Origin of the sequence: Pseudomonas sp. p1(2021b) (genome assembly GCF_020151015.1) — a bacterium.
GTDB classification, from domain to species: domain Bacteria; phylum Pseudomonadota; class Gammaproteobacteria; order Pseudomonadales; family Pseudomonadaceae; genus Aquipseudomonas; species Aquipseudomonas putida_K.
On the sequence record NZ_CP083746.1, the window covers coordinates 1,562,873 to 1,583,363 of the forward strand.

17 protein-coding genes are annotated in these 20,491 nt (G+C 63.2%); 8 read left to right on the forward strand and 9 right to left on the reverse strand.

Annotated features, from left to right (window positions below; translation table 11 throughout):
• Window positions 1-123: 123 nt before the first annotated feature.
• Together rlmKL and K8374_RS07300 are read left to right on the forward strand one after the other, a co-directional pair.
• Entirely contained in the window at window positions 124-2,316 is a 2,193-nt protein-coding gene (gene rlmKL, locus K8374_RS07295) for a bifunctional 23S rRNA (guanine(2069)-N(7))-methyltransferase RlmK/23S rRNA (guanine(2445)-N(2))-methyltransferase RlmL (protein WP_224458476.1), read from the forward strand.
• A gap of 94 nt (window positions 2,317-2,410) precedes the next feature.
• Complete coding sequence (locus K8374_RS07300; protein ID WP_224458477.1) at window positions 2,411-4,801, forward strand: diguanylate cyclase; 2,391 nt, start codon at window positions 2,411-2,413, stop codon at window positions 4,799-4,801.
• Window positions 4,802-4,996: 195 nt separating this feature from the next.
• Here K8374_RS07300 and dacB read toward each other — a convergent pair whose 3' ends face one another.
• Complete coding sequence (dacB, locus tag K8374_RS07305; protein ID WP_224458478.1) at window positions 4,997-6,460, reverse strand: D-alanyl-D-alanine carboxypeptidase/D-alanyl-D-alanine-endopeptidase; 1,464 nt, start codon at window positions 6,458-6,460, stop codon at window positions 4,997-4,999.
• 186 nt (window positions 6,461-6,646) lie between these two features.
• Between dacB and K8374_RS07310 the strand changes: the two genes are divergently transcribed.
• Entirely contained in the window at window positions 6,647-6,994 is a 348-nt protein-coding gene (locus K8374_RS07310; RefSeq protein ID WP_084855117.1) for a YggL family protein, read from the forward strand.
• Between the two features lie 33 nt (window positions 6,995-7,027).
• On the opposite strand, the gene K8374_RS07315 is transcribed toward K8374_RS07310, so the two are convergent.
• From K8374_RS07315 to K8374_RS07340, 6 genes are all read right to left on the reverse strand, one after another.
• Window positions 7,028-10,639 carry a transporter substrate-binding domain-containing protein gene (locus K8374_RS07315; protein WP_411969609.1) on the reverse strand — a complete coding sequence of 1,204 codons (3,612 nt, stop codon included), beginning with the start codon at window positions 10,637-10,639 and terminating at the stop codon, window positions 7,028-7,030.
• Window positions 10,640-10,647: 8 nt separating this feature from the next.
• Window positions 10,648-11,268 carry a response regulator transcription factor gene (locus K8374_RS07320; protein ID WP_084855125.1) on the reverse strand — a complete coding sequence of 207 codons (621 nt, stop codon included), beginning with the start codon at window positions 11,266-11,268 and terminating at the stop codon, window positions 10,648-10,650.
• Between the two features lie 270 nt (window positions 11,269-11,538).
• Window positions 11,539-12,870 (reverse strand): deoxyguanosinetriphosphate triphosphohydrolase, encoded by a 1,332-nt coding sequence (locus K8374_RS07325; protein WP_224459288.1) that lies wholly within the window; start codon window positions 12,868-12,870, stop codon window positions 11,539-11,541.
• A 73-nt stretch (window positions 12,871-12,943) separates the two neighbouring features.
• Window positions 12,944-13,273 carry a hypothetical protein gene (locus K8374_RS07330; RefSeq protein WP_224458479.1) on the reverse strand — a complete coding sequence of 110 codons (330 nt, stop codon included), beginning with the start codon at window positions 13,271-13,273 and terminating at the stop codon, window positions 12,944-12,946.
• Window positions 13,270-13,644, reverse strand: a complete 375-nt coding sequence (locus K8374_RS07335) for a phage holin family protein (protein ID WP_084855128.1) — start codon at window positions 13,642-13,644, stop codon at window positions 13,270-13,272. The genes K8374_RS07330 and K8374_RS07335 overlap by 4 nt, the downstream gene beginning before the upstream one ends.
• 9 nt (window positions 13,645-13,653) lie before the next feature.
• Window positions 13,654-13,968: a YqjD family protein gene (locus K8374_RS07340; protein WP_224458480.1), complete on the reverse strand. Its 315-nt coding sequence runs from the start codon at window positions 13,966-13,968 to the stop codon at window positions 13,654-13,656.
• A 299-nt stretch (window positions 13,969-14,267) separates the two neighbouring features.
• Here K8374_RS07340 and K8374_RS07345 point away from each other — a divergent pair, with 299 nt between their 5' ends.
• From K8374_RS07345 to K8374_RS07365, 5 genes are all read left to right on the forward strand, one after another.
• A complete protein-coding gene (locus tag K8374_RS07345; protein ID WP_224458481.1) occupies window positions 14,268-15,476 on the forward strand; it encodes an ammonium transporter in 1,209 nt (402 codons plus the stop codon).
• A gap of 72 nt (window positions 15,477-15,548) precedes the next feature.
• Entirely contained in the window at window positions 15,549-15,785 is a 237-nt protein-coding gene (locus tag K8374_RS07350) for a glutaredoxin family protein (RefSeq protein ID WP_084855131.1), read from the forward strand.
• An 89-nt stretch (window positions 15,786-15,874) separates the two neighbouring features.
• On the forward strand, window positions 15,875-16,306 hold the full coding sequence (locus K8374_RS07355) for a D-Ala-D-Ala carboxypeptidase family metallohydrolase (protein ID WP_224458482.1): 432 nt from the start codon (window positions 15,875-15,877) through the stop codon (window positions 16,304-16,306).
• Between the two features lie 64 nt (window positions 16,307-16,370).
• The gene (locus K8374_RS07360) at window positions 16,371-16,679 is read left to right on the forward strand and encodes a transcriptional regulator (protein WP_084855133.1); all 309 of its coding nucleotides are present in this window, start codon (window positions 16,371-16,373) and stop codon (window positions 16,677-16,679) included.
• 50 nt (window positions 16,680-16,729) lie between these two features.
• Window positions 16,730-17,614, forward strand: coding sequence for a pseudouridine synthase (locus K8374_RS07365; RefSeq protein ID WP_224458483.1), 885 nt, complete (start codon window positions 16,730-16,732; stop codon window positions 17,612-17,614).
• Window positions 17,615-17,950: 336 nt separating this feature from the next.
• Here K8374_RS07365 and K8374_RS07370 read toward each other — a convergent pair whose 3' ends face one another.
• Both K8374_RS07370 and K8374_RS07375 read right to left on the reverse strand, forming a co-directional pair.
• Window positions 17,951-19,516: a methyl-accepting chemotaxis protein gene (locus K8374_RS07370; protein ID WP_224458484.1), complete on the reverse strand. Its 1,566-nt coding sequence runs from the start codon at window positions 19,514-19,516 to the stop codon at window positions 17,951-17,953.
• A 63-nt stretch (window positions 19,517-19,579) separates the two neighbouring features.
• Window positions 19,580-20,365: a CPBP family intramembrane glutamic endopeptidase gene (locus K8374_RS07375; protein ID WP_224458485.1), complete on the reverse strand. Its 786-nt coding sequence runs from the start codon at window positions 20,363-20,365 to the stop codon at window positions 19,580-19,582.
• Between the last annotated feature and the right edge of the window lie 126 nt (window positions 20,366-20,491).

Genomic DNA, 20,491 nt, shown 5'->3' on the forward strand with positions numbered 1-20,491 from the left:
GTGGCCCGGCCTTCCCTCAGTGGGCAAGGCCACCCGAGCGCCTGCTGGAAGGGCGCCCGGGCAAACTCAGGCGGGGCGATGCGTCGGCCCGTCACTCAACCAGCCCAAGGCTTTGGATTGCTCATGTCGGACCGTTTCGAACTCTATCTCACCTGCCCCAAAGGCCTGGAAGGCCTGCTCGCCGAGGAAGCCCGCAGCCTGGGCCTTGAAGAGGTGCGCGAGCACACCTCGGCGATCCGCGGCTCGGCCGACATGGAAACCGCCTACCGCCTGTGCCTGTGGTCGCGCCTGGCCAACCGCGTGCTGCTGGTGCTCAAGCGTTTTTCCATGAAGAACGCCGACGAGCTCTACGGCGGCGTCCATGGTGTCGACTGGCAGGACCACTTGATGCCCGACGGCACCCTGGCGGTGGAGTTCAGCGGCCACGGCTCAGGTATCGACAACACCCACTTCGGTGCCCTGAAGGTCAAGGACGCCATTGTCGACAAGCTGCGCAACCGTGAAGGCCAGCGTCCTTCGGTGGACAAGATCGACCCGGACGTGCGCGTGCACCTGCGCCTGGAGCGCGGTGAGGCGATCCTGTCCCTGGACCTGTCCGGCCACAGCCTGCACCAGCGTGGCTACCGCCTGCAGCAAGGCGCTGCGCCGCTGAAGGAGAACCTGGCGGCGGCGGTGCTGATCCGTGCCGGGTGGCCGCGTATCGCCGCCGAAGGTGGCGCCCTGGCGGACCCCATGTGCGGCGTGGGCACCTTCCTGGTCGAAGCGGCGATGATCGCTGCCGATATTGCACCTAACCTCAAGCGCGAACGGTGGGGCTTCACGGCCTGGCTCGGCCATGTGCCGGCGCTGTGGCGCAAGGTGCATGACGAGGCCCAGGCACGGGCCCAGGCGGGGTTGGCCAAGCCGCCGCTGTGGATTCGCGGCTATGAAGCCGACCCTCGGCTGATCCAGCCGGGGCGCAACAACGTCGAGCGCGCGGGCCTGGGCGACTGGGTGAAGATCTACCAGGGCGAGGTCGGCAGCTTCGAGCCGCGCCCGGACCAGAACCAGAAAGGCCTGGTGATCAGCAACCCCCCCTATGGCGAGCGCCTGGGCGACGAGGCGAGCCTGCTCTACCTCTACCAGAACCTTGGCGAGCGCCTGCGCCAGGCTTGCCTGGGTTGGGAAGCGGCGGTGTTCACCGGTGCGCCAGAGCTGGGCAAGCGCATGGGCATTCGCAGCCACAAGCAGTACGCGTTCTGGAACGGCGCGCTGCCCTGCAAATTGTTGCTGTTCAAGGTGCAGCCCGACCAGTTCGTGACCGGCGAACGCCGCCAGGCCGAGCCTGAAGCGGGCGAGCCGCGCCGCCCTGCGGCGGTGGCCAGCGAGCCGGCACGCCTGTCCGAGGGCGCACAGATGTTCGCCAACCGCCTGCAGAAGAACCTCAAGCAACTGGGCAAGTGGGCCCGTCGCGAGCAGGTCGGTTGCTACCGTCTGTACGATGCCGACATGCCCGAATATGCCCTGGCCGTGGACCTCTACCAGGATTGGGTACACGTGCAGGAATATGCCGCACCGCGTTCGGTCGACCCGGACAAGGCCCAGGCGCGCCTGCTCGACGCCCTGACGGCCATCCCCCAGGCGCTGGGCGTCGACCCGCAGCGCGTGGTGCTCAAGCGCCGCGAGCGTCAGAGTGGAACCCGCCAGTACGAGCGCCAGGGCGCCGAAGGCCGTTTCCATGAAGTGAACGAAGGCGGCGTCAAGCTGCTGGTCAACCTCACCGACTACCTGGACACCGGCCTGTTCCTGGATCATCGCCCGATGCGTATGCGCATTCAACGCGAAGCGGCCGGCAAGCGTTTCCTCAACTTGTTCTGCTACACCGCCACGGCCACCGTGCATGCGGCCAAGGGCGGGGCGCGCAGCACCACCAGCGTCGACCTGTCCAAGACCTACCTGGACTGGGCGCGACGCAACCTGGCGCTCAATGGCTTCTCCGACCGTCACCGCCTGGAGCAGGGCGACGTCATGGCATGGCTGGAAGGCAACCGCGACAGCTATGACCTGATCTTCATCGACCCGCCGACCTTCTCCAACTCCAAGCGTATGGAAGGCGTGTTCGACGTACAGCGCGACCATGTGCAACTGCTGGACCTGGCTATGGCCCGGCTGGCGCCAGGGGGGGTGCTGTATTTCTCCAACAACTTCCGCAAGTTCCAGCTCGACGCCGGGCTGGAGGAGCGTTACGCGGTCGAGGAGATCAGTGCGCAGACCCTGGACCCGGATTTCGCCCGTAACAACCGGATCCACAAGGCCTGGCGGATTCAGGCGCGTTGAACTGACCCGCTATGTTGCGCGGCCAGTGGCCAATAGCTATAACTCAGCGAAAGGCTGGTCAATTCGCAGGACGCTGACTTGGTGAGATCCTCTTATGAAGTGTGGCGTGCGTGCGAAGGTGCTTGGCGTATTTCGCCAGGCATTGCCTGCGTGGGCGGTGGCGTTGGCGGCCCTGGTCGCCGGCGGGCTGCTCACGGCTGCCTTGGTGATTGCCGCCCAGGCGTTCTATAAACAGCAGTTGCTCCAGCGTTTCGACTTGCTGGCCAACGAGCGCTATAGCCGCATCGCCGAGCGTTTCGAGGAACAGGAGCAGCGCCTGGATGGGCTGCGCCGCTTCGTCAGCTATTCCACCCAGATCACCCCGCTCGAATTCGATGGCTATGCCAGGCCATTGCTGCACCGCACCCAGGCCTACTCCTGGGCGCCGCGGGTCGACGCCGATCAGCGCGACGACTTCGAGCGCCGGGCCAGCGCCTGGCTCGGCCAGGACTACCGGATCCGCGACCAGGACGCGAAGGGGGGCTGGCGGCCTGCCGCTGCGCGCGACTATTACTACCCGGTGCTCTACACCCAGGCAGCCTCGCTGCAGGGACAGCCCTATGGGCTCGACCTACGCGGCCAGTCCCTGCGCGAGGCTGCGTTGGTCCGCGCCCAGTCACCGGGCAGCATGGCGGTTTCTGCGCCGCTGGACATGATCAATGTCGAACCGGCCTACGCCCGGGGCGTGCTGGTGGTGGCGCCGGTATTCGCCGATGGCATGACCGGTGGCCTGCCGGCCGGCTACGTGATGGCGCTGCTGAGCATGCGACGCCTGGTAGCCGACGGCCTGCCGCCGACCGAGGAAGACAACCTGGTGGTGCGTATCACCGATGCCTCTGGCGGCAAAGGTCCGGAGGTGCTGTTCGACTCGCAGAGCCCGATCGCAGCGGTGCCCCTGGCCAGCAGCCATCTCTTGCACCTGGCGGACCATCATTACCAGCTCGACATCCGTCCCAGCCAAGCCTTCCTCCAGGCCAACCGCTCCTCCGCCGCGGTGGCCATCGGCTTGCTGGGCGGCTTGTTGAGCCTGTTGCTCAGCACCTTGCTCTACAGCCTGTTCAGCCAGCGCCAGCGCGCCCTGAGCCTGGTGGAGCAACGCACCGCTGAGCTGCGCGTCAGCGAACAATCACTGCGCGACACCCATAATCAGCTGCGCAGCGTGCTGGATGCCGCCACTCAGGTGGCGATCATCGCCACCAGCCTCAGGGGCGTGGTCAGCACCTTCAATGCCGGTGCCGAACGCATGCTGGGCTATTCGGCCAGCGAGGCGATCGGCCGGTTGCGCCTGGAGGACCTGGTTCCGCCCGAGGAGTTGACCCAGCGCGCCCATGCCTTGAGCGTGCGCTACGGACGTGATTTCGGCGGCGGCCAGGCGATGTTCGCCGAGACGGTACAGGAGGGTGGCAGCGAGCCGGGGGAATGGACCCTGGTGCGCAAGGATGGCAGCCACTTGTTGGCGAACATGCTGGTGACGGCCGTGCTCGACGAGCAGGGCCTGTGGGTGGGGTACCTGGCGATCTGTATCGATGTCACCGAGCGGCGACGGGTCCACGAGGCCCTGGCGGCACGTGACCGGCTCCTGGAAAAGCTCAGTGCCGAAGTGCCGGGCGGTATCTACCAGTATCGGCAGGACGCCGACGGGCATTCGTGCTTTTCCTACGCGAGCCAAGGGCTGCGCGACATCTACGAGATCGACCTGCAGGTGCTGCGTGAAGACGCCTCGGCGGTGGACGAGCGCATCCACCCGGACGACCTGGAACGCGTGCGCAAGTCGGTGCGGTATTCCGCCGAACACCTGACGCCCTGGCGTGAGGAATACCGGGTCGTGCTGCCCAAGGCGGGCCTGCGCTGGGTCCGCGGGGAGGCGACGCCGGAAGTCGATGATGCCGGCTGCACGGTCTGGCATGGTTATCTGACGGATATTTCCGACCTCAAGCGAGTAGAAGAGGAGCTACGCGCCTTGTCAGTCACCGATTCGCTGACAGGCATCCACAATCGTCGCTACTTCCAGGAGCGGCTCAAGCATGAGCTCGAGCGGGCCCAGCGCGATGGCCTGGACCTGGCAGTGATCATGCTGGACATCGATCACTTCAAACGCATCAACGACCAGTATGGTCATGCGGTTGGGGACCATGTGCTGCGTAGCCTGTGCCAGCGGATCGGCAATCGGCTGCGTCGCACGGATGTATTCTGTCGCCTGGGCGGCGAGGAATTCATGGTGTTGTGCCCGGGCAGCAATGCCGAGCAGGCGCGGTTGCTGGCGCTGGAGTTGTGGCAGGGGGTGCGGACTGTGGCGGTCGAGGGGGTCGGGCGGGTGACGGCGAGTTTCGGGGTGGCGGGATGGCGGGCGGGTGAGGGCGCGGATGCGCTGTTGTTGCGAGCAGATGCCGGGGTCTATGCGGCCAAGCAGGCGGGGCGGGATCGGGTGGAATCAGAATTGACCTGAAGGATATGAAACAGGTAGCGGGGCTGCTTTGCAGCCCATCGCCGGCAAGCCGGCTCCCACACAAAGACCCGGGGCGCTACTGGTCTTTGTGGGAGCCGGCTTGCCGGCGATAGGGCCAGGATTGCCAGCCAGGCAGCATGCCCCTATCGCCATCGATAATTCAGATCCAGGCGTTGCAGGCCCGGCTCCGGACCATCAAGGCACGACGCCTACCGTCCCGGCTCCAACCTTGGGCTGGCGATAAAGGTCCAGCAATACCTGGTCCAGAACCTGCGAAGCCCCCCAAGGCTTGGGGTCGTTCAAGATCGCCGCCACCGCCCAGGTATGCCCATTGCTGTCGCGGCTGAAGCCGGCAATCGCCCGGACCGTATTGAGCGTGCCGGTCTTGATGTGCCCTTCGCCACTGAGCGCCGTGCGCTTGAGCCGCTTGCGCATGGTCCCGTCCATGCCCACCAGGGGCATGGAGCTTATGAACTCTGCTGCATAAGGGCTCTTCCAGGCCGCCTGCAACAGCGCCGCCATTTCACGGGTGCTCACCCGCTCGGCACGGGACAGCCCGGAACCGTTCTCCATGACCAGGTGCGGGGCGGTGATGCCTTTCTTCGCCAGCCACTGGCGCACCACACGCTGGGCGGCACGTGCGTCATCCCCGTCGGCATCGGTGCGGAACTGTGCCCCCAGGCTCAGGAACAACTGCTGGGCCATGGTGTTGTTGCTGTACTTGTTGATATCGCGGATCACTTCCACCAGGTCCGGCGAGAACGCTCGGGCCAGCAGGCGTGCGCTCTTGGGCACGTTCTCGATCCGGTCGCGGCCCTGGATGCTGCCGCCCAGTTCGTTCCAGATCGCACGTACGGCGCCAGCGGCGTAGGTCGGATGGTCGAGCAGCGACAGGTAGGTCTGGGAGTTGCAGCCATCACCGAGCTGGCCACTGACCACCACGCTGACACCGTCGGCCTGGGGCACCGGGTTGTAGCGCACATCGCCCGTGCAACGCTTGGACGCCAAGGCCTTGACCTGGTTGTCGATACGGATGTTGGCCAATGGCGGCTCGACGGCCACCGTCACCTTGCCGCCGTCGTTACGGGCCACGAAGCGCAGGGCCTTGAGGTTGACCAGCAGCGAATCAGGGCGTACCAGGAACGGTTTGTTCATGTCGCCGCCGTCGTCATTGAACTGTGGCAGGTTGGGCTGGACGAAATGGCTGCGGTCCAGCACCAGGTCGCCAGTGATGGTACGCACGCCGTTGGCACGCAGGTCGCGCATCAGCAACCAGAGTTTCTCCATGTTCAGCTTCGGGTCGCCGCCACCTTTGAGGTACAGGTTGCCGTTGAGTACACCGTTGCTCAGGGTGCCGTCGGTGTAGAACTCGGTTTTCCACTGGAAGGTCGGGCCGAGCAACTCCAGCGCCGCGTAGGTGGTGACCAGTTTCATGGTCGAGGCGGGGTTGACCGAGACATCGGCGTTGAACACGGTCGGCGTGCCTGGGCCGTCCAGAGGCAGCATCACCAGGGACAGCGCCGAATCTTGCAGCTTGTTGGCCTTCAGCGCCTGCTGCACCTTGGGCGAGAGGGTGGTATTGACCGTGGCGGCCTGGCTGGTCATGGCGAACGGCAGGAACAGGCCGGCGAGAATCAGGGGACGAAGCGTTTTGATCATGTGCGATTTCAACCCTGCGGACGAGGGAAAAAGACAACGGGGCTGTAAAGATGATGGCCCCAGAACGAAATAATGTGCGCATTATGCCCCAAGCGCACGAACCATGGGTCATGTTCGACGGAAAAGCGCCGCTTTGGCGCGGAAACTGGTAAAGTGCCGCGCGTTAATACTCAAGAGGATTGTTTCATGGCCACCAACCGTTCCCGTCGCCTGCGCAAGAAGCTCTGCGTGGACGAATTCCAGGAGCTGGGTTTCGAACTGAACCTGGAATTCAAGGAAGACCTGTCCGACGAAGCCATCGATGCCTTCCTCGATGCCTTCCTCGCTGAAGCCATGGATGCCAACGGCCTGGATTATGTTGGCGGCGATGATTTCGGCCTGGTCTGCCTGGCCAAGCGTGGCTCGGTCAGCGAAGAGCAGCGCGCTATTGTCGAAGCCTGGCTCAAGGGTCGTAGCGAACTGACCAAGATCGAACTCAGCCCGCTGCTGGACGCCTGGTATCCGGACAAGCCGATCAACACCCCGGCTTCCTGATCCACCTGTGCGGCCGCCGTTCGGCGCGCCGCTTCAGCGAGCCCTGGCCAGATCCTGCAGATGCCTGGCCAGGGCTTTCTCGACACGGCGCATGTGCCGTGCCAAGGCCTGCCTTCGCAGCTTGCGTTGCGGCAATGCCAATGGCTGGCGCTCCAGCGCCTCACAAGCCTTTACCAGCGCCCTCGCGTCGAGCATCCTCGCCACGCCAAGGATATGGTGCGCCTGGGTGGCGAGCTTCTGTGGATCAAGGCCTGGGTCGATGGCCATCAATGTAGTCAGGTCCTGTTGCAGGCTTAGCTGCAGCGCTTTGAGCAGCCGCTCATGGTTGGCGGGGTTCTCTCCGGCGATGGCGGCCAGGCCTGCGGGTTCGAAAGGTCTGGGGCGCGGGTTTGCCTGCTTACCCAGGCGGGTAGGGGCGATGGCAGCGAGGCGTTGGTTCAACATGTGCAAGCTGATGGGCTTGAGCAGACAATCGTCCATGCCGACATCCAGGCATTTCTGACGTACCTCAGGCTGGGCATTGGCGGTATAGCCAAGGATCACGCAACGTGGCCAGCCGAGCCGGTGCTCGTGCGCTCGGATCGCTTCGGCTACCTGGTAGCCGCTCATGCGTGGCATGTTGCAGTCCAGAATCACCAGGTCGAAACCGCCCGTGCGCCATTTTTCCAAGCCTTCATGGCCATCGCGAGCACTGTTCTGGCGTAGCCCCAGGAAACTCAATTGTTGCTCCATCAGCAACAGGTTGGCCGGGTGATCGTCGATCACGAGCGCTTTCAGGCGCGCCACCGGCGCCTCGACTTCAGGTATCAGCGGCGCAGCTTCCATTGGGGGCGCGACACAGTGCAGCGGCATGACCAAGCGGACCTGGGTGCCCACACCCGGAAGGCTCTTGATCGTCAGGTCGCCTCCCATCATTTCGCACAAGCTCTGGCTGATCGCAAGGCCCAGGCCAGTACCCGCCCGGGCGCCTTCGCTGTGGGGGTTGGCCTGAACGAACGGGTTGAACAATTCCTGCAAGTCATCTTCATGGATGCCGATACCGGTGTCACGCACCTGCAGCTCCAGGACAGGTGTACCTGATTTGTCGTCGAGGGCGAGACCGACGCACACCTGGCCATCTTCGGTGAACTTGATGGCATTGCTCACCAGGTTGGAGACGACCTGCTTGAAGCGTAATGGGTCGAGCAGGGCATGACATCGGGCATCCGGTGCGATCATCACTTGCAAGGCGAGGCCCTTCTGTCGTGCCAGGCCGTCGAATATCCGGGCCACCGATTCCACCAGTGCGCTTGGGTCGACTGGCTCGGGCGCGAGGTAGAGATGCCCGGATTCGATACGAACGAAATCCAGGATATCTCCGATCAGCCCCAACAGGTCCTTGGCCGAATGATAGGCGACCTCCAGTGCCGGTCGGTCCAGCTGCCCCTTGTCGGCGCGCCGCACGGCCAGCTCCAGCATGCCGATGACCGCATTCATGGGCGTTCGGATTTCATGGCTGATGGTCGCCAGAAAGGTGCTTTTGGCACGGTTCGCGTCATCGGCTTGCTGCTTGGCCAGGCGCAGTTCCTGAATCAGCTTGCGGCGCTCGCTGATATCGATCCAGCCGCCAATGATGCCCTGGACCTCGCCCAGAGAATCACGATAAGGCAGGATCCAGTGATAGAGCGTCAGGTGGCGACCCCCTATGTGCAAGGCACGATCGAGTATCAGGGGCGTGCCGGCAGCCATCACCTGCCGATAGTCGGTTTCTATCTGCTGGGTATACTCACGTTCGTTGCCCAGGCTCTCATCCAGGCGCTTGCCGATCAGGTCCTCGGCCTGTGCTTCGATAGCTTCCAGGTAGCTGTTGTTACAGCTTTGCAAGCGCCCTTCGCGGTCACGTACATACATGGGATGGGGCGTGCCGTTGAGCAGGGCGCGCATGAACTCCAGCTGGTCGTTGAGCGCTCGCTCCACGCGTTGGCGGTGTTTGATCTGTCGACGCAGGTGCGCATTCCAGAGCAAGGCCAGCAGCAACAGCAAGCCTATGGCCAGCAAGAACTGCAGGGCTTCGCGCCGAAATTCGCGCCAGGGCGCGTCGTCATGCAACCGATAGCCCCGCCAGCGGTTGTCGATCACACCCAGCTCTTCCGGAGAGATGCTCTGCAGGGCCTTGTCGAGTATCGAGGCGAGCGCCTGGGGTTGGCTGTTGGTGGCCATCGCAAAGGTTGCCGGCTCGCTGCCGATCGTGCTGCGGATCACCAGGTCCGGGTTGTCGGCCAATGCATGGTTGGCATCGATCAATGTGCTAATGGCCGCATCCACCTCGCCGCTGCCGAGCAAGGCCATGGAAAAGAATGGGCTGTCCGTCTCGATCCTGCCGATCTGCGGATAGTGTGCCGAGAGCAGTTCGGCGATGTTGCTGTCACGCATGATCGCGACCTGGCGGTTCTGCAGTTGTTCGAGCGATGACGCCTGGTCACTGCCTGCACGCGTGACCAATACATAGGCGCTTTCCAGGTAGGGTCGGCTGATATGCAGGGCAAGGTCATGTTTTTCATCGCTGGAAATGGCCGCGATGACATCGGCTCGACCATCCTTGAGCCGGGCCAGCATGTCCCGGATGCCGCTGGCCCGTTCGATCTCGAAGCGCAGGCCCGTGCGCAGGCGGACGAGTTCGAGCAAGTCGGCGACAATGCCTCGGAAATGACCGTTGCCGTCAAAATAGGATAGGGGGGCGGCCGTTTCGTTGATGGCCACGCGCATGACCGGGTGCTCCCGCAGCCACTGTTCCTCGCTTGGCGAAAGCTGCAGCTTGCGGTCGCTCAAAAGCAGGTCGCTGCCAGCTCCCCAGCGTTTGAAGATGCTGGCCTTCATGGCGTTGGTCTGGGTGTCGAGGGCTGCGTCGACCAGCGCCTTGAGCTGGGTATCTTGGCGACGCAGGGCGAAGCTGAAACCTACGGCCTCATGCTTGCCGAAACTGGCCATGCGTAGGGGGGGCATGTGGCCGCGGTTGAGCTGGTAATGGGTGGAAATGGTATCGCCGATGAATACGTCGGCCTGGCCGAAGGCGACGGCATTGAGCGCCAGGGTCGAGGATTGGAAGGCGAGCAGTTCGGCCTTCGGGTAGGTTTGCAGTACGGTCTTTGGCGACAAGTAGTGGTAGAGCATGCTCAGGCGTAGGCCCTCGAGCTGGTCATCCAGCACACGACCTTCCTGTTCGCGGGTCACCAGGACCGGTTGGTCGACGGCGTAGGGCCGTGAAAGGGCAAGCCCGGCATGGGCCTCGTAACCGTTGGCACTGCCGAGCAGGTCGATCTGGCCTCGGGTGAGTGCGTCGATCGCGGCTTGGCGACTGTCGAAACCCAGCACCTGTACCTGCAGCCCCAGGGCGCTGCCGATCAAGCCTGCATATTCGGCAGTGAGCCCCTGGTAGTCTCGCCCCCCGGTGGTGATATCGAACGGCGGATAGTCCGGAAAAGACGTCCCGACTATCAATACCTGCTTGTTTCCAAGCCATTGGCGTTGTGCTTCGCTCAGCACCGGCGGGATCGGCTTGAGGTTCGAGCGCGTCAGCAAGTTCAGTGCCTTGGGTGTTGCCGGTTCAGCGAGGACTGCGCTGCACATCAGCGCCAAGGCAAGATAAATGGCCAGGTAGCGCCCCATGTCGCACCTCAAACCAAGGCGTTGCGCTTGGCGACATCGATCAGGTCGACCAATGTTTGAACCTGAAGTTTTTGCATGAGCCGTTTTTTATAGGTGCTGACGGTCTTGTTGCTGAGAAACATGCCCTTGGCGATATCCTTGTTGCTTCTACCTTGCGCGAATAATTGCAACACCATCAGCTCTCTGTCATTGACCTGTCGGAAAAGTCGTATTTCGGAGTTCGCGTCGGAGAGGCTGCCATTAACGGCCTGGCTTGGAAAATAGTTATAACCCGACAGTACAGCCTTGATTGCACTTAGCAGTTCACTCAGGTCTTCTTGCTTTCCGACATACCCTGCGGCGCCGGATTGCATGCAGCGGACAGCGAAAAGCGCAGGTGACTGGGCGGTCAGAACCAGGACCTTCAAGGGGAGTGCCATGCTTTGGAAGCGGGAAAGCACTTCCAGGCCATCCAGCTTCGGAATGGCAATATCGAGGATTACCAGGTCGGGGCGTGTTTCGCGGATCATTTGCATGGCGTCCACGCCATTGTCCGACTCGCCGACAATCTTGTAATCCTGATTTTCCAGCAGCATGCGAACAGCCAGACGGATAACGGGGTGATCATCGACGATATATACAGAGTGCATATTCAACTTCCATGCGTAGGTGTCGGAAAACGACATCTACCTTAGCGCAGTTGGAAGATAAGGAATATGCGGTGAAGGGCTGTAATTATGATATGGGAAAAGGCTTACAGTAAAAAACTATCCGCGCTACGCAGCCCGTGTATGGGGGCGGCGTCACGGGCTGGATTTGGTTACTTTTTATTTGGAAATATAAAGAGATGTTTAATCGAAGGGTGAGTTATTCAGATGTTTCCTTCATCAAAGCCCGTCGGATGTGGGCAGCTCCTGCCCTTACGTCGGGCTGGAGCGTCCCGTCATTTCACTGGCCATTTCGCTGGCATAACTATCGGTCATGCCGGCGATGAAATCGATCATGCGCAGGAACGCATTGTGTAGCGAGCCATGGGGGTCAGGTGCATGGTTGCCGATCAGGTCCAGGACACGTCGGCTCTTGAACGAAGGCGTGCGCCCGCCATGCTGTTCCAGCGCAGCTCCGCAAAACGCGTTCAGGAGGATCTCAAGGGTGGTGTAGGCGCCTATTTCATGCAACGTCTTGCGCTTGTCCTGGAAGATTTTCTTACGCGCCATGTCCTTGGCCTGCAGGACGCAGCGCTTGGCCGGGCCATGCATGTGCTCGACCAGGTCACCGGCCAGGTGGCCGGCGAGCAAGGCGTGCTGCTGCTCGACGAAGGCCTGGGCGGCGGCGTTGGTCAGGTGTTCGATGGCCTTGCCGCGCAGGATCGCCAGTTTGCGTCGCTTCGAATCCGCCGGCCCCAGCTGGCGATAGGTCTCGGGAAGGTCGTCGCCCACCAGGTCGAGCAACAAGGCCTCCACTTCTGCGTATTGCAGCAGCTCCATCTCCAGGCCATCTTCAAGATCGATCAACGCGTAGCAGATATCGTCGGCTGCCTCCATCAGGTACACCAGTGGGTGCCTTGCCCAACGTTGCTGCTCGAGCTGTGGCAGGCCGAGCTTGCGGGCAATTTGCTCGAGCAGTGGCAGTTCGCTCTGGTAGCAGCCGAACTTGTGCTTCTTGTAGCCCAGGGCGTCGGCGTGACGGGCACTCCAAGGGTATTTCAAATAGGTGCCCAGGGTGGCGTAGGTCAATCGGGTACCGCCGTCGAACTGGTGGTATTCCAGTTGGGTGAGGACCCGAAAACCCTGGGCGTTGCCTTCGAAATTGAGGAAGTCGGCCCGCTGGTCGTCGCTCATGTCGTCCAGCCAGCCGCGCCCGGCGGCCTGTTGGAACCAATGGCGGATGGCGTCCTCGCCGGAATGCCCGAACGGTGGGTTGCCGATGTCATGGGCCAGGCAGGCAGACTGGATGATCATGCCCAGGTCGCTGGGCTCGCACCAGGCGGGCAGGTTGTCGCGTAGCGTCTCGCCCACGCGCATGCCCAGCGAACGGCCGACACAACTGACTTCCAGGGAGTGGGTCAGACGGGTATGGATATGGTCGTTGCTGGAGACCGGGTGCACCTGGGTCTTGCGCCCCAGGCGGCGGAAGGCGCCGGAGAAGATGATGCGATCATGGTCCTTGTGGAAGGGGCTGCGCCCCAGCTCCTCGGGGCTGTACAGGGCTTTGCCCAGGCGTTCGCGGGTCAGCAGGGTATGCCAGTCCAAGGCTCGATCTCCCATCAGGTGGACGCCATAGCTTCCCGTGTCGAGCGCGCCCGCGCAAGCGGCGGGCACGAGTTCAGGGACGTTGGCCGCTGCGCAGGAACAGGCGTACCAGGGGGACCAGGCTGGTGCCCAGGCGCAACAGGCGGCTGAGGTTGCCGCTGCGCACACCTTTGCCTGTGACAAAGCCCAGGGCGACCACTGCGCCCAGGCCCCACAAGGGCGCGTGCTTGATGCCCAGGCCGCCGTGCAGCGCATCGCCTACGCCACGCAGGCGGCGGACGGGCTCGAGCAGTTGCGCCGATTCGTGGCGGATTTCCTGGCGGTGCATTTCCAGGCGCAGGCGCAGCAGCGCCTTGCGCAGTTCCCTGGGGTTCCGGGTATTGGGCAGTTCGGGCAGGCTCATGGCAACAGGCGCTCCCTGTCCTTGGCAAGTTCCTCGAGCGTGGCGCTGAAAGGCGAAGACTCATCGAATACGGCCGCCTTCAGACGCAACCCGCAATACAGCGCGGCGATGCCGTAGAACACGCACAGCCCGACGATCCCGGCCAGGCGATAGCTGTCCCACAACAGCACCAGGAGCAGGCCGGACAATGCGGTCAGCAACAGAAGCCCGAATACCAGGGCGAGGCCTGCGAACAGCAGGAGGCTGAGGGTGCGGGCTTTCTGTTCCTGCAGTTCGATGCCGAACAGTTCGATATGGCTGTGCAACAGGCCGAGCAGGGCCGCGCCGAGGCGCTTGCCGGAAGCGCTGGCGCCTGGGGCGTCGGTGTCCATGGGCGCTCCTTAACGTCGGTTGGCCAGCAGGCCGATGAGCAGGCCGACGCCGGCGGCAATGCCAATGGCTTGCCAGGGGTTTTCCTGGACGTACTGTTCGGCGGTGCCCAGTGCCGCCTGACCGCGTTCGCGGACCGAATCCTGGGTCAGTTGCAGGGTCTCACGGGCCTGGGTCAGGCGTTCGTGCAGCTGTTCGCGAAGGGCATCGGCCTGATCGCCGGCAAGGTTGGCGGTGTCGGCGAGCAATTTCTCGGTGTCGCGCACCAAGGCCTGGAAGTCAGCCATCAATAGCGCTTGAGCAGTCTTTGCCGATTTATTGGCCATGCGATCTCTCCCTGTGAAATGTGTGTGGCTATTTCGAGTGATGGGCGAAGCGGAAGGTTCAGTGCGGTTGCTGGTATGGCCCTTGCTATCAGCTGGGGCGTGACTATCAGGTTGCGCGCCGAATACGTGCACCTGGCTGGCCGATACCGATAAACCTTAACCCAATCCACGACAAACCCAAGAAAAAACCACGCAGGTCCCGCCCCCTTCACCGAAACAGGGCAGGGGCCTGGCACCGAATCGGTGCACGGATGCGGGCTCTTGAACTGTCCTGGGGCTTTTTTCAGGTCTGCCTACTCATGGAAAACATGCACAGCGCGATGGACTCTCTCGTTCATGGCTCCAATACCTTGTTCATCCTCATGGGCGCCATCCTGGTGCTGGCCATGCACGCCGGTTTCGCCTTCCTCGAGGTGGGTACCGTGCGGCACAAGAACCAGGTCAACGCCTTGTCGAAGATCCTCAGCGATTTCGCTATCTCGGCCCTGGTGTACTTCTTCGTCGGCTACTGGGTGGCCTATGGCGTCAACTTCGTCCAGCCGGCCAGCGAACTTGCCACCGACCATGGCTATGCCTTGGTCAAGTGCTTCTTCCTGCTGACCTTTGCCGCGGCGATCCCGGCGATCATTTCCGGTGGCATTGCCGAGCGCGCCCGTTTCGTGCCGCAGCTGTGCGCCACGGCCTTGATCGTGGCGTTGGTCTACCCCTTCTTCGAAGGCTTGGTATGGAATGGCAACTTCGGGGTACAAGCCTGGTTGCAGGCCCGTTTTGGCGCTCCGTTCCATGATTTCGCAGGTTCGGTGGTGGTGCATGCCATGGGGGGGTGGCTGGCACTGGCGGCGGTATTGCTGCTGGGCGCGCGCCGTGGGCGCTATCGCGAGGGTCGGCTGGTGGCGTTCGCGCCGTCGAGCATTCCGTTCCTGGCGTTGGGTTCGTGGATTCTCATCATCGGCTGGTTCGGCTTCAATGTCATGAGCGCCCAGACCTTGCAGGGCGTCAGTGGCCTGGTGGCGATCAACTCGTTGATGGCCATGGTCGGCGGTACGCTGGCCGCCTTGCTGGCCGGGCGCAACGACCCAGGTTTCCTGCATAACGGGCCGCTGGCCGGGCTGGTGGCCATTTGTGCCGGCTCCGACCTCATGCACCCGATCGGCGCCCTGGCAACCGGCCTGGTGGCGGGTGCGATGTTTGTCTGGTGCTTCACCGCTGCGCAGAACCGCTGGAAGATCGATGATGTGCTGGGCGTGTGGCCACTGCACGGGTTGTGTGGCGTCTGGGGCGGCATTGCCTGCGGCCTGTTCGGGCAGACCCTGCTGGGCGGAATGGGGGGTGTCAGCCTGGCCAGCCAAGTGCTTGGCAGCCTGGCGGGCGTGATGGTGGCGTTGACCGGCGGCTTTGCCGTGTATGGCCTGATCAAGGCGGTGCATGGGCTGCGCCTGAGTCATGAGCAGGAGTTCCAGGGCGCCGACCTGTCGTTGCATCGTATCGGGGCGACCAGCCAGGATTGACCCGCTGCAGGTGCGCGTAGCAGGGGATGGACCTAGAATAAGACTCCCTCTCCATAGACCCGGGGCCTGGCCATGCTGCCTGAATGCCAACTGTTCGGCACCGTTGGGTGCCATTTGTGCGAAGTCGCCGAGGCCGTGCTGATGCCTTTTGTCGAGCACGGTCTGCTGGTCGAACTGGTCGATATCGCCGACAGTGAGGCCTTGTTCGAGCGCTATGGCTTGAGCATCCCGGTGTTGCGCCGTTGCGACACGGGGGCTGAACTGGGTTGGCCGTTCGATGCCGAGCAGGTGGTGGCGTTCTTGGGGTGAGAAGTGCTCGGGCAGGAGTCATCTCCATCCTGCATCCAACGGGGCGTGGATCGAAAATTCGGGTCCGATCCAAACCCTGGAGTACCGCGATGTTCATTACCCCCCATTTCACCCTCGCAGAAATGACCGTTTCCCAAGTCGCCGCGCGTGAAGGCCTGGACAACGAACCGGGCCCGCAGGCCTTGGCCAATCTTGACCTGTTGTGCCAGGCACTGGAGGGGGTGCGCGAGTTGTGTCGTGCCCCTGTTCTGATCAGCAGTGGTTTTCGCAGCCCGGCCGTCAATCAGCGGGTGGGCGGCGCTCGCAACAGTGCCCACCTTTCCGGGCTGGCCGCCGATTTCAATGTGGTGGAAATCGAGCCTCGGGAAGTGGTTCAGCGCATCCTCGACAGCGACCTGATGTTCGACCAATTGATCCTGGAGTATGACCGCTGGGTCCATCTTGCCGTGGCGGTAGGGGCGCCGCGACGGGAGGTGCTGACCGTTCGCCGTGGCAGCGGTTACCTCCAGGGGTTGCATTGAGACGATTGACGCAGGCGCTGCTGCATCCGTATGCTGTATATAAATACAGCATCAGGGATGCCACATGCTCAATGTCGAGCAATTGAAATACAGCGTCAATCGCATGCCGCCGGAGCGCGTATGCGAAGCCGTGCTGGAGCTGCGGCTCGAAGGCTTGGTGACCGACGACCGGACACCCTTTGGCAAGGTCCATTTCAACACCTGCTTTGCCGAAATCGAGGCGCTGTTCCAGCGCGCCGGCTACCACCGCCCCCTGGATGTGGTGGGGTACCAAGGGTTGGTCTATGCCCTGTTCGATCCAGGTCGTTGGGAGGCCGTGCAGGTGTTGCGCTGGTTGAAGGAGCGCAGTGAGTTGACCGGCCAGGCTGGTTGAGCCAGCGGGCATGACGGATAATGCCCGCCTTTGAATGCCCGAGCCTTGCCATGACCGCACCTTTCGACCCCGCCCGCCAGCAAGCCAGTACCGTATGCCTGCCCCCTGGCCGTTGGACGACCGTGCTCGATTGCCTGAGCGATCACTTCAAGGGCATCGGTCGCGAACAGTGGCTCGACCGCTTTGCCCGTGGGCGGATATTGGATGCCGAGGGGCGGGCGATCCCGGCGGACCTGCCCTATCGCCAGGGCATGCGCCTGCATTACTTTCGCGAAGTGCCCAATGAAAAGCCGATCCCCGTGCAAGAGGCGATTCTGCACGTCGATGAACACCTGGTGGTGGCGGACAAGCCGCATTTCCTGCCCGTCACGCCCACCGGGGAGTATGTCGAGCAGACCTTGCTGCGCCGCCTGATCCGCCGTCTGGACAACCCGCACCTGGTGCCATTGCATCGAATCGACCGCCACACCGCAGGGCTGGTGCTGTTCTCGGCAAACCCGCAAAGTCGCGGGGCCTACCAACGGCTGTTTCCCGAGCGGCGCATCGACAAACGCTACCAGGCGATCGCTGCAGCGCTGCCTGGGCGTGAGTTCCCGTTGGTGCATCGCAGCCGTCTGGTGCATGGCGAGCCCTTCTTTCGCATGCACGAAGTGGAAGGCGTGGCGAACAGCGAAACCCTGGCCGAGGTGCTGGAGAAGAACGGCGAATTGTGGCGGTATGGCCTGTCGCCGGTGACCGGCAAGACGCACCAGTTGCGGGTGCACATGGCGGCGCTGGGCGCAGCTATCTGCAACGACCCGTTCTATCCGCAGCTGACCAACGAAGAGGACGACTACCAGCGGCCCTTGAAACTGTTGGCGCAGAGCTTGCGGTTCGAAGACCCCTTGACCGGGCAGGCGCGTTATTTCGAGAGCCGGTTGGCACTTGATTGGTGATTGACGGCTTGGTGTGAGGCTGGCCGATCGGCGTTTGCGCCGCGCTCAAGACTTGCGAAATCACTGTGGGAGATCACCCAGCCCTTCGGGCTGCGCTGTCGCGCAGAGAACAAGTGGCTAGCGCCGCCTTCTTCTGTAGGAGTGGCGGTGCGGCGGTCCGACTTGTCCCGCGATCAAGGGCGAAGCCCTTGCCAGACGACGGTGATATCGGGCCCGGCCTAATCGCGGGACAAGCCCGCTCCTACAGGCCTTGTCAACTCAATGAGTTATGCGTTGTTCTATGGGAGCCGGCTTGCCGGTGATGGGCTGCGAAGCAGCCCTGCGTCAGGCCAAGCCTCAGCGATTGAACCGCTCCACCAACGAGTACTGGCTGCCGGCCGTGCTGGTCAGCTCCTCGCTCAGCAATGCCGAGCGCTGCGCCTGTTCGGCGGTCTGGTCGGCCAGGTCGGCGATGGTGCTGATGTTGCGGCTGATCTCGTCGGCCACGGCGGTCTGTTCTTCGGTCGCGGCGGCGATCTGGGTGGCCATGTCGGTGATATTGGCTACCGCTTCGCTGATGCCTACCAGTGCCTGGTCGGCTTCCATGACGCGCTCCACGCCCTCCTGGGCCTGGCGATGGCCATTTTCCATGGTCTGTACCGCATTGCTGGCGGTCTGCTGCAGCTTGGCGATCAGACCGTGGATCTGCCCGGTGGATTCGGCGGTGCGCTGGGCCAACTGACGAACCTCATCGGCCACTACCGCGAAGCCACGTCCCATCTCGCCCGCCCGGGCGGCCTCGATGGCTGCGTTCAGCGCCAGCAGGTTGGTCTGGTCGGCAATGCCCTTGATCACATCGACCACGCCACCGATCTCGTCGCTGTCCTTGGCCAGCTGGGTGACGGTCTGCCCGGTTTCGCCAACGGCAACCGACAGGCGCTCGATGGCTTCACGGGTTTCCCCGGCGATTTGACGGCCCTGGCTGGTCAGGCGGTTGGCTTGCTGGGTGGCGTCGGCGGTGCGCTGTACGTGGTTGGCCACTTCCTGGGTGGTGGCGGCCATCTGGTTGACTGCGGCGGCCACCTGCTCGGTTTCCACGCGCTGGCGCTCAAGCCCGGTGGAGCTCTGGTGGGCCAACGCATCGGACTGGCGAGCCTGGTCGCTCAGGTGTTCGGCGCTGTCCTGCAGGCGCGTCAGGCACGTCTTCAGGCGTGCATCCTGGCTGAGCATGGCCATTTCCAGGCGTGCCTGGACGCCGCGGCTGTCGGTGTACATCTGTGCGATCAACGGGTCGGACGTGGTCTGCTCGGCCAAGCGCAACAAGCGCTTGAGCCCACGCTGTTGCCAACCCAGGCCAAGCAGGCCGAGCGGCACCGAGAGGCCCGCCGCCAGGGCGAAGCCCCAGGAGTGGCCAAGCCAGTTGCCGATGCAGAAGCCGATCTGGCTGATCAGGATGAACGGCAGCCAGTCCTGCAGCACCGGCAGCCATTTGTCGCGCCGCGGGATCGCGGGCCTGCCCTGGTTGATGCGCTGGTACAGCGCCTCGGCCCGGCGGATCTGCTCGGCCGTGGGCTTGACCCGCACCGACTCGTAGCCGACCACCTGGTTGTGTTCGAACACAGGCGTGACATAGGCATTGACCCAATAATGGTCGCCGGACTTGCAGCGGTTCTTGACGATGCCCATCCAGGGCAGGCCCTGCTTGAGGGTCTGCCACATATGGGCGAACACCGCCGACGGCACGTCGGGATGACGCACCAGGTTATGGGGCGCGCCCGTGAGCTCCTCGCGAGAAAAGCCACTGATGTCGATGAAGGCATCGTTGCAGTAGGTGATCACGCCCTTGGCGTTGGTGGTGGAGATCAACCGCTGCTCGGCAGGAAACGTCCGTTCTCTCTGGGTAATGGGCTGGTTGTTACGCATGGGGCTCAATCCGCAAGGCTTTGGACTGGTATCGGCATGTCCGGACTTTTATTGAGTGTTTATTTAATGGATTGCATAGGGCGCTAGCATCGGATAGGTGAAGCCTACGAAATGCGCCAGGTTCAGGCCGAAGTGACACAGCACGGCTGCGAGCAACCCGCCATGGCGATAGGCCAGGCCATAGCCGATGCCGGCGAGGCTGGCGAGGCAGACCCATTGCCAGCCGCCCCCCAGGTGCGCCAGGCCGAACAACAGGGCGGCAGCGAGCAAGGCCAAGTGGTCATGGCCGAACAGGCGTTGCAGGCCGCCCTGAATGTAGCCGCGGAACAACAGTTCTTCTGTAAGGCTTACCAGCAACAGATTGTTCAGCAGCCAGATCCAGGCCTGGTCTGGCCATTTCGGCGCCCAGGCCACCAGCCCTGCAGCCCAGGCACCGCCCAGGCAGACGAGCACGGTAGCAGGTAACGTGAGGGCCAGGCTCGCCCCCCAGCCGCGACCCCGCCAGGCCAGGACCCAGGGACAGGCCAGCAGCAGCCAGGCGCCGATCAGGGGTTTGTCCAGGTTCAGGTACATGGAGAAGGGTACGGCGCCAGGACTGAAGACAGCCTTGTCGATCACCTTGGCGCCATTGAAGCCAGGCAGCCAATGCAGGGCGAGCGCGATGGCCAGGGCGATGAAGGAGGCATGGCCAAGGACCTGCTGCCAGCGTACCTGGCGGCGGACCAGCAGGTAGGCTCCGAGCAGGGCGATGAAAGCGGGTAGGCTGGCCAGGCCGAGGCTGCCGTATGCCAAGGCCAGGAGGTAGCCGAAGCCGAGCAGGAGCAGGGCGCTGATGGGAGGGAGGGGCATGGGAAGTCCTTGTCGAGGGTGAGGCAGGTAAGGATACGACTCACCGGGTGTCGTCCAGGACACGTCATTGCGATGCTGCCGCGCAGCCCCTCGCAGCGCAAGGTCGCCCCCACAGGGGCCGCGAAG

Bases quoted from the DNA above. Each gene is read 5' to 3' on its own strand.
- rlmKL (WP_224458476.1), top strand. From the start codon at position 124: ATGTCGGACCGTTTCGAACTCTATCTCACCTGCCCCAAAGGCCTGGAA.
- K8374_RS07300 (WP_224458477.1), top strand. From the start codon at position 2,411: ATGAAGTGTGGCGTGCGTGCGAAGGTGCTTGGCGTATTTCGCCAGGCA.
- dacB (WP_224458478.1), bottom strand. From the start codon at position 6,460: ATGATCAAAACGCTTCGTCCCCTGATTCTCGCCGGCCTGTTCCTGCCG.
- K8374_RS07310 (WP_084855117.1), top strand. From the start codon at position 6,647: ATGGCCACCAACCGTTCCCGTCGCCTGCGCAAGAAGCTCTGCGTGGAC.
- K8374_RS07315 (WP_411969609.1), bottom strand. From the start codon at position 10,639: ATGGGGCGCTACCTGGCCATTTATCTTGCCTTGGCGCTGATGTGCAGC.
- K8374_RS07320 (WP_084855125.1), bottom strand. From the start codon at position 11,268: ATGCACTCTGTATATATCGTCGATGATCACCCCGTTATCCGTCTGGCT.
- K8374_RS07330 (WP_224458479.1), bottom strand. From the start codon at position 13,273: ATGAGCCTGCCCGAACTGCCCAATACCCGGAACCCCAGGGAACTGCGC.
- K8374_RS07335 (WP_084855128.1), bottom strand. From the start codon at position 13,644: ATGGACACCGACGCCCCAGGCGCCAGCGCTTCCGGCAAGCGCCTCGGC.
- K8374_RS07340 (WP_224458480.1), bottom strand. From the start codon at position 13,968: ATGGCCAATAAATCGGCAAAGACTGCTCAAGCGCTATTGATGGCTGAC.
- K8374_RS07345 (WP_224458481.1), top strand. From the start codon at position 14,268: ATGGAAAACATGCACAGCGCGATGGACTCTCTCGTTCATGGCTCCAAT.
- K8374_RS07350 (WP_084855131.1), top strand. From the start codon at position 15,549: ATGCTGCCTGAATGCCAACTGTTCGGCACCGTTGGGTGCCATTTGTGC.
- K8374_RS07355 (WP_224458482.1), top strand. From the start codon at position 15,875: ATGTTCATTACCCCCCATTTCACCCTCGCAGAAATGACCGTTTCCCAA.
- K8374_RS07360 (WP_084855133.1), top strand. From the start codon at position 16,371: ATGCTCAATGTCGAGCAATTGAAATACAGCGTCAATCGCATGCCGCCG.
- K8374_RS07365 (WP_224458483.1), top strand. From the start codon at position 16,730: ATGACCGCACCTTTCGACCCCGCCCGCCAGCAAGCCAGTACCGTATGC.
- K8374_RS07370 (WP_224458484.1), bottom strand. From the start codon at position 19,516: ATGCGTAACAACCAGCCCATTACCCAGAGAGAACGGACGTTTCCTGCC.
- K8374_RS07375 (WP_224458485.1), bottom strand. From the start codon at position 20,365: ATGCCCCTCCCTCCCATCAGCGCCCTGCTCCTGCTCGGCTTCGGCTAC.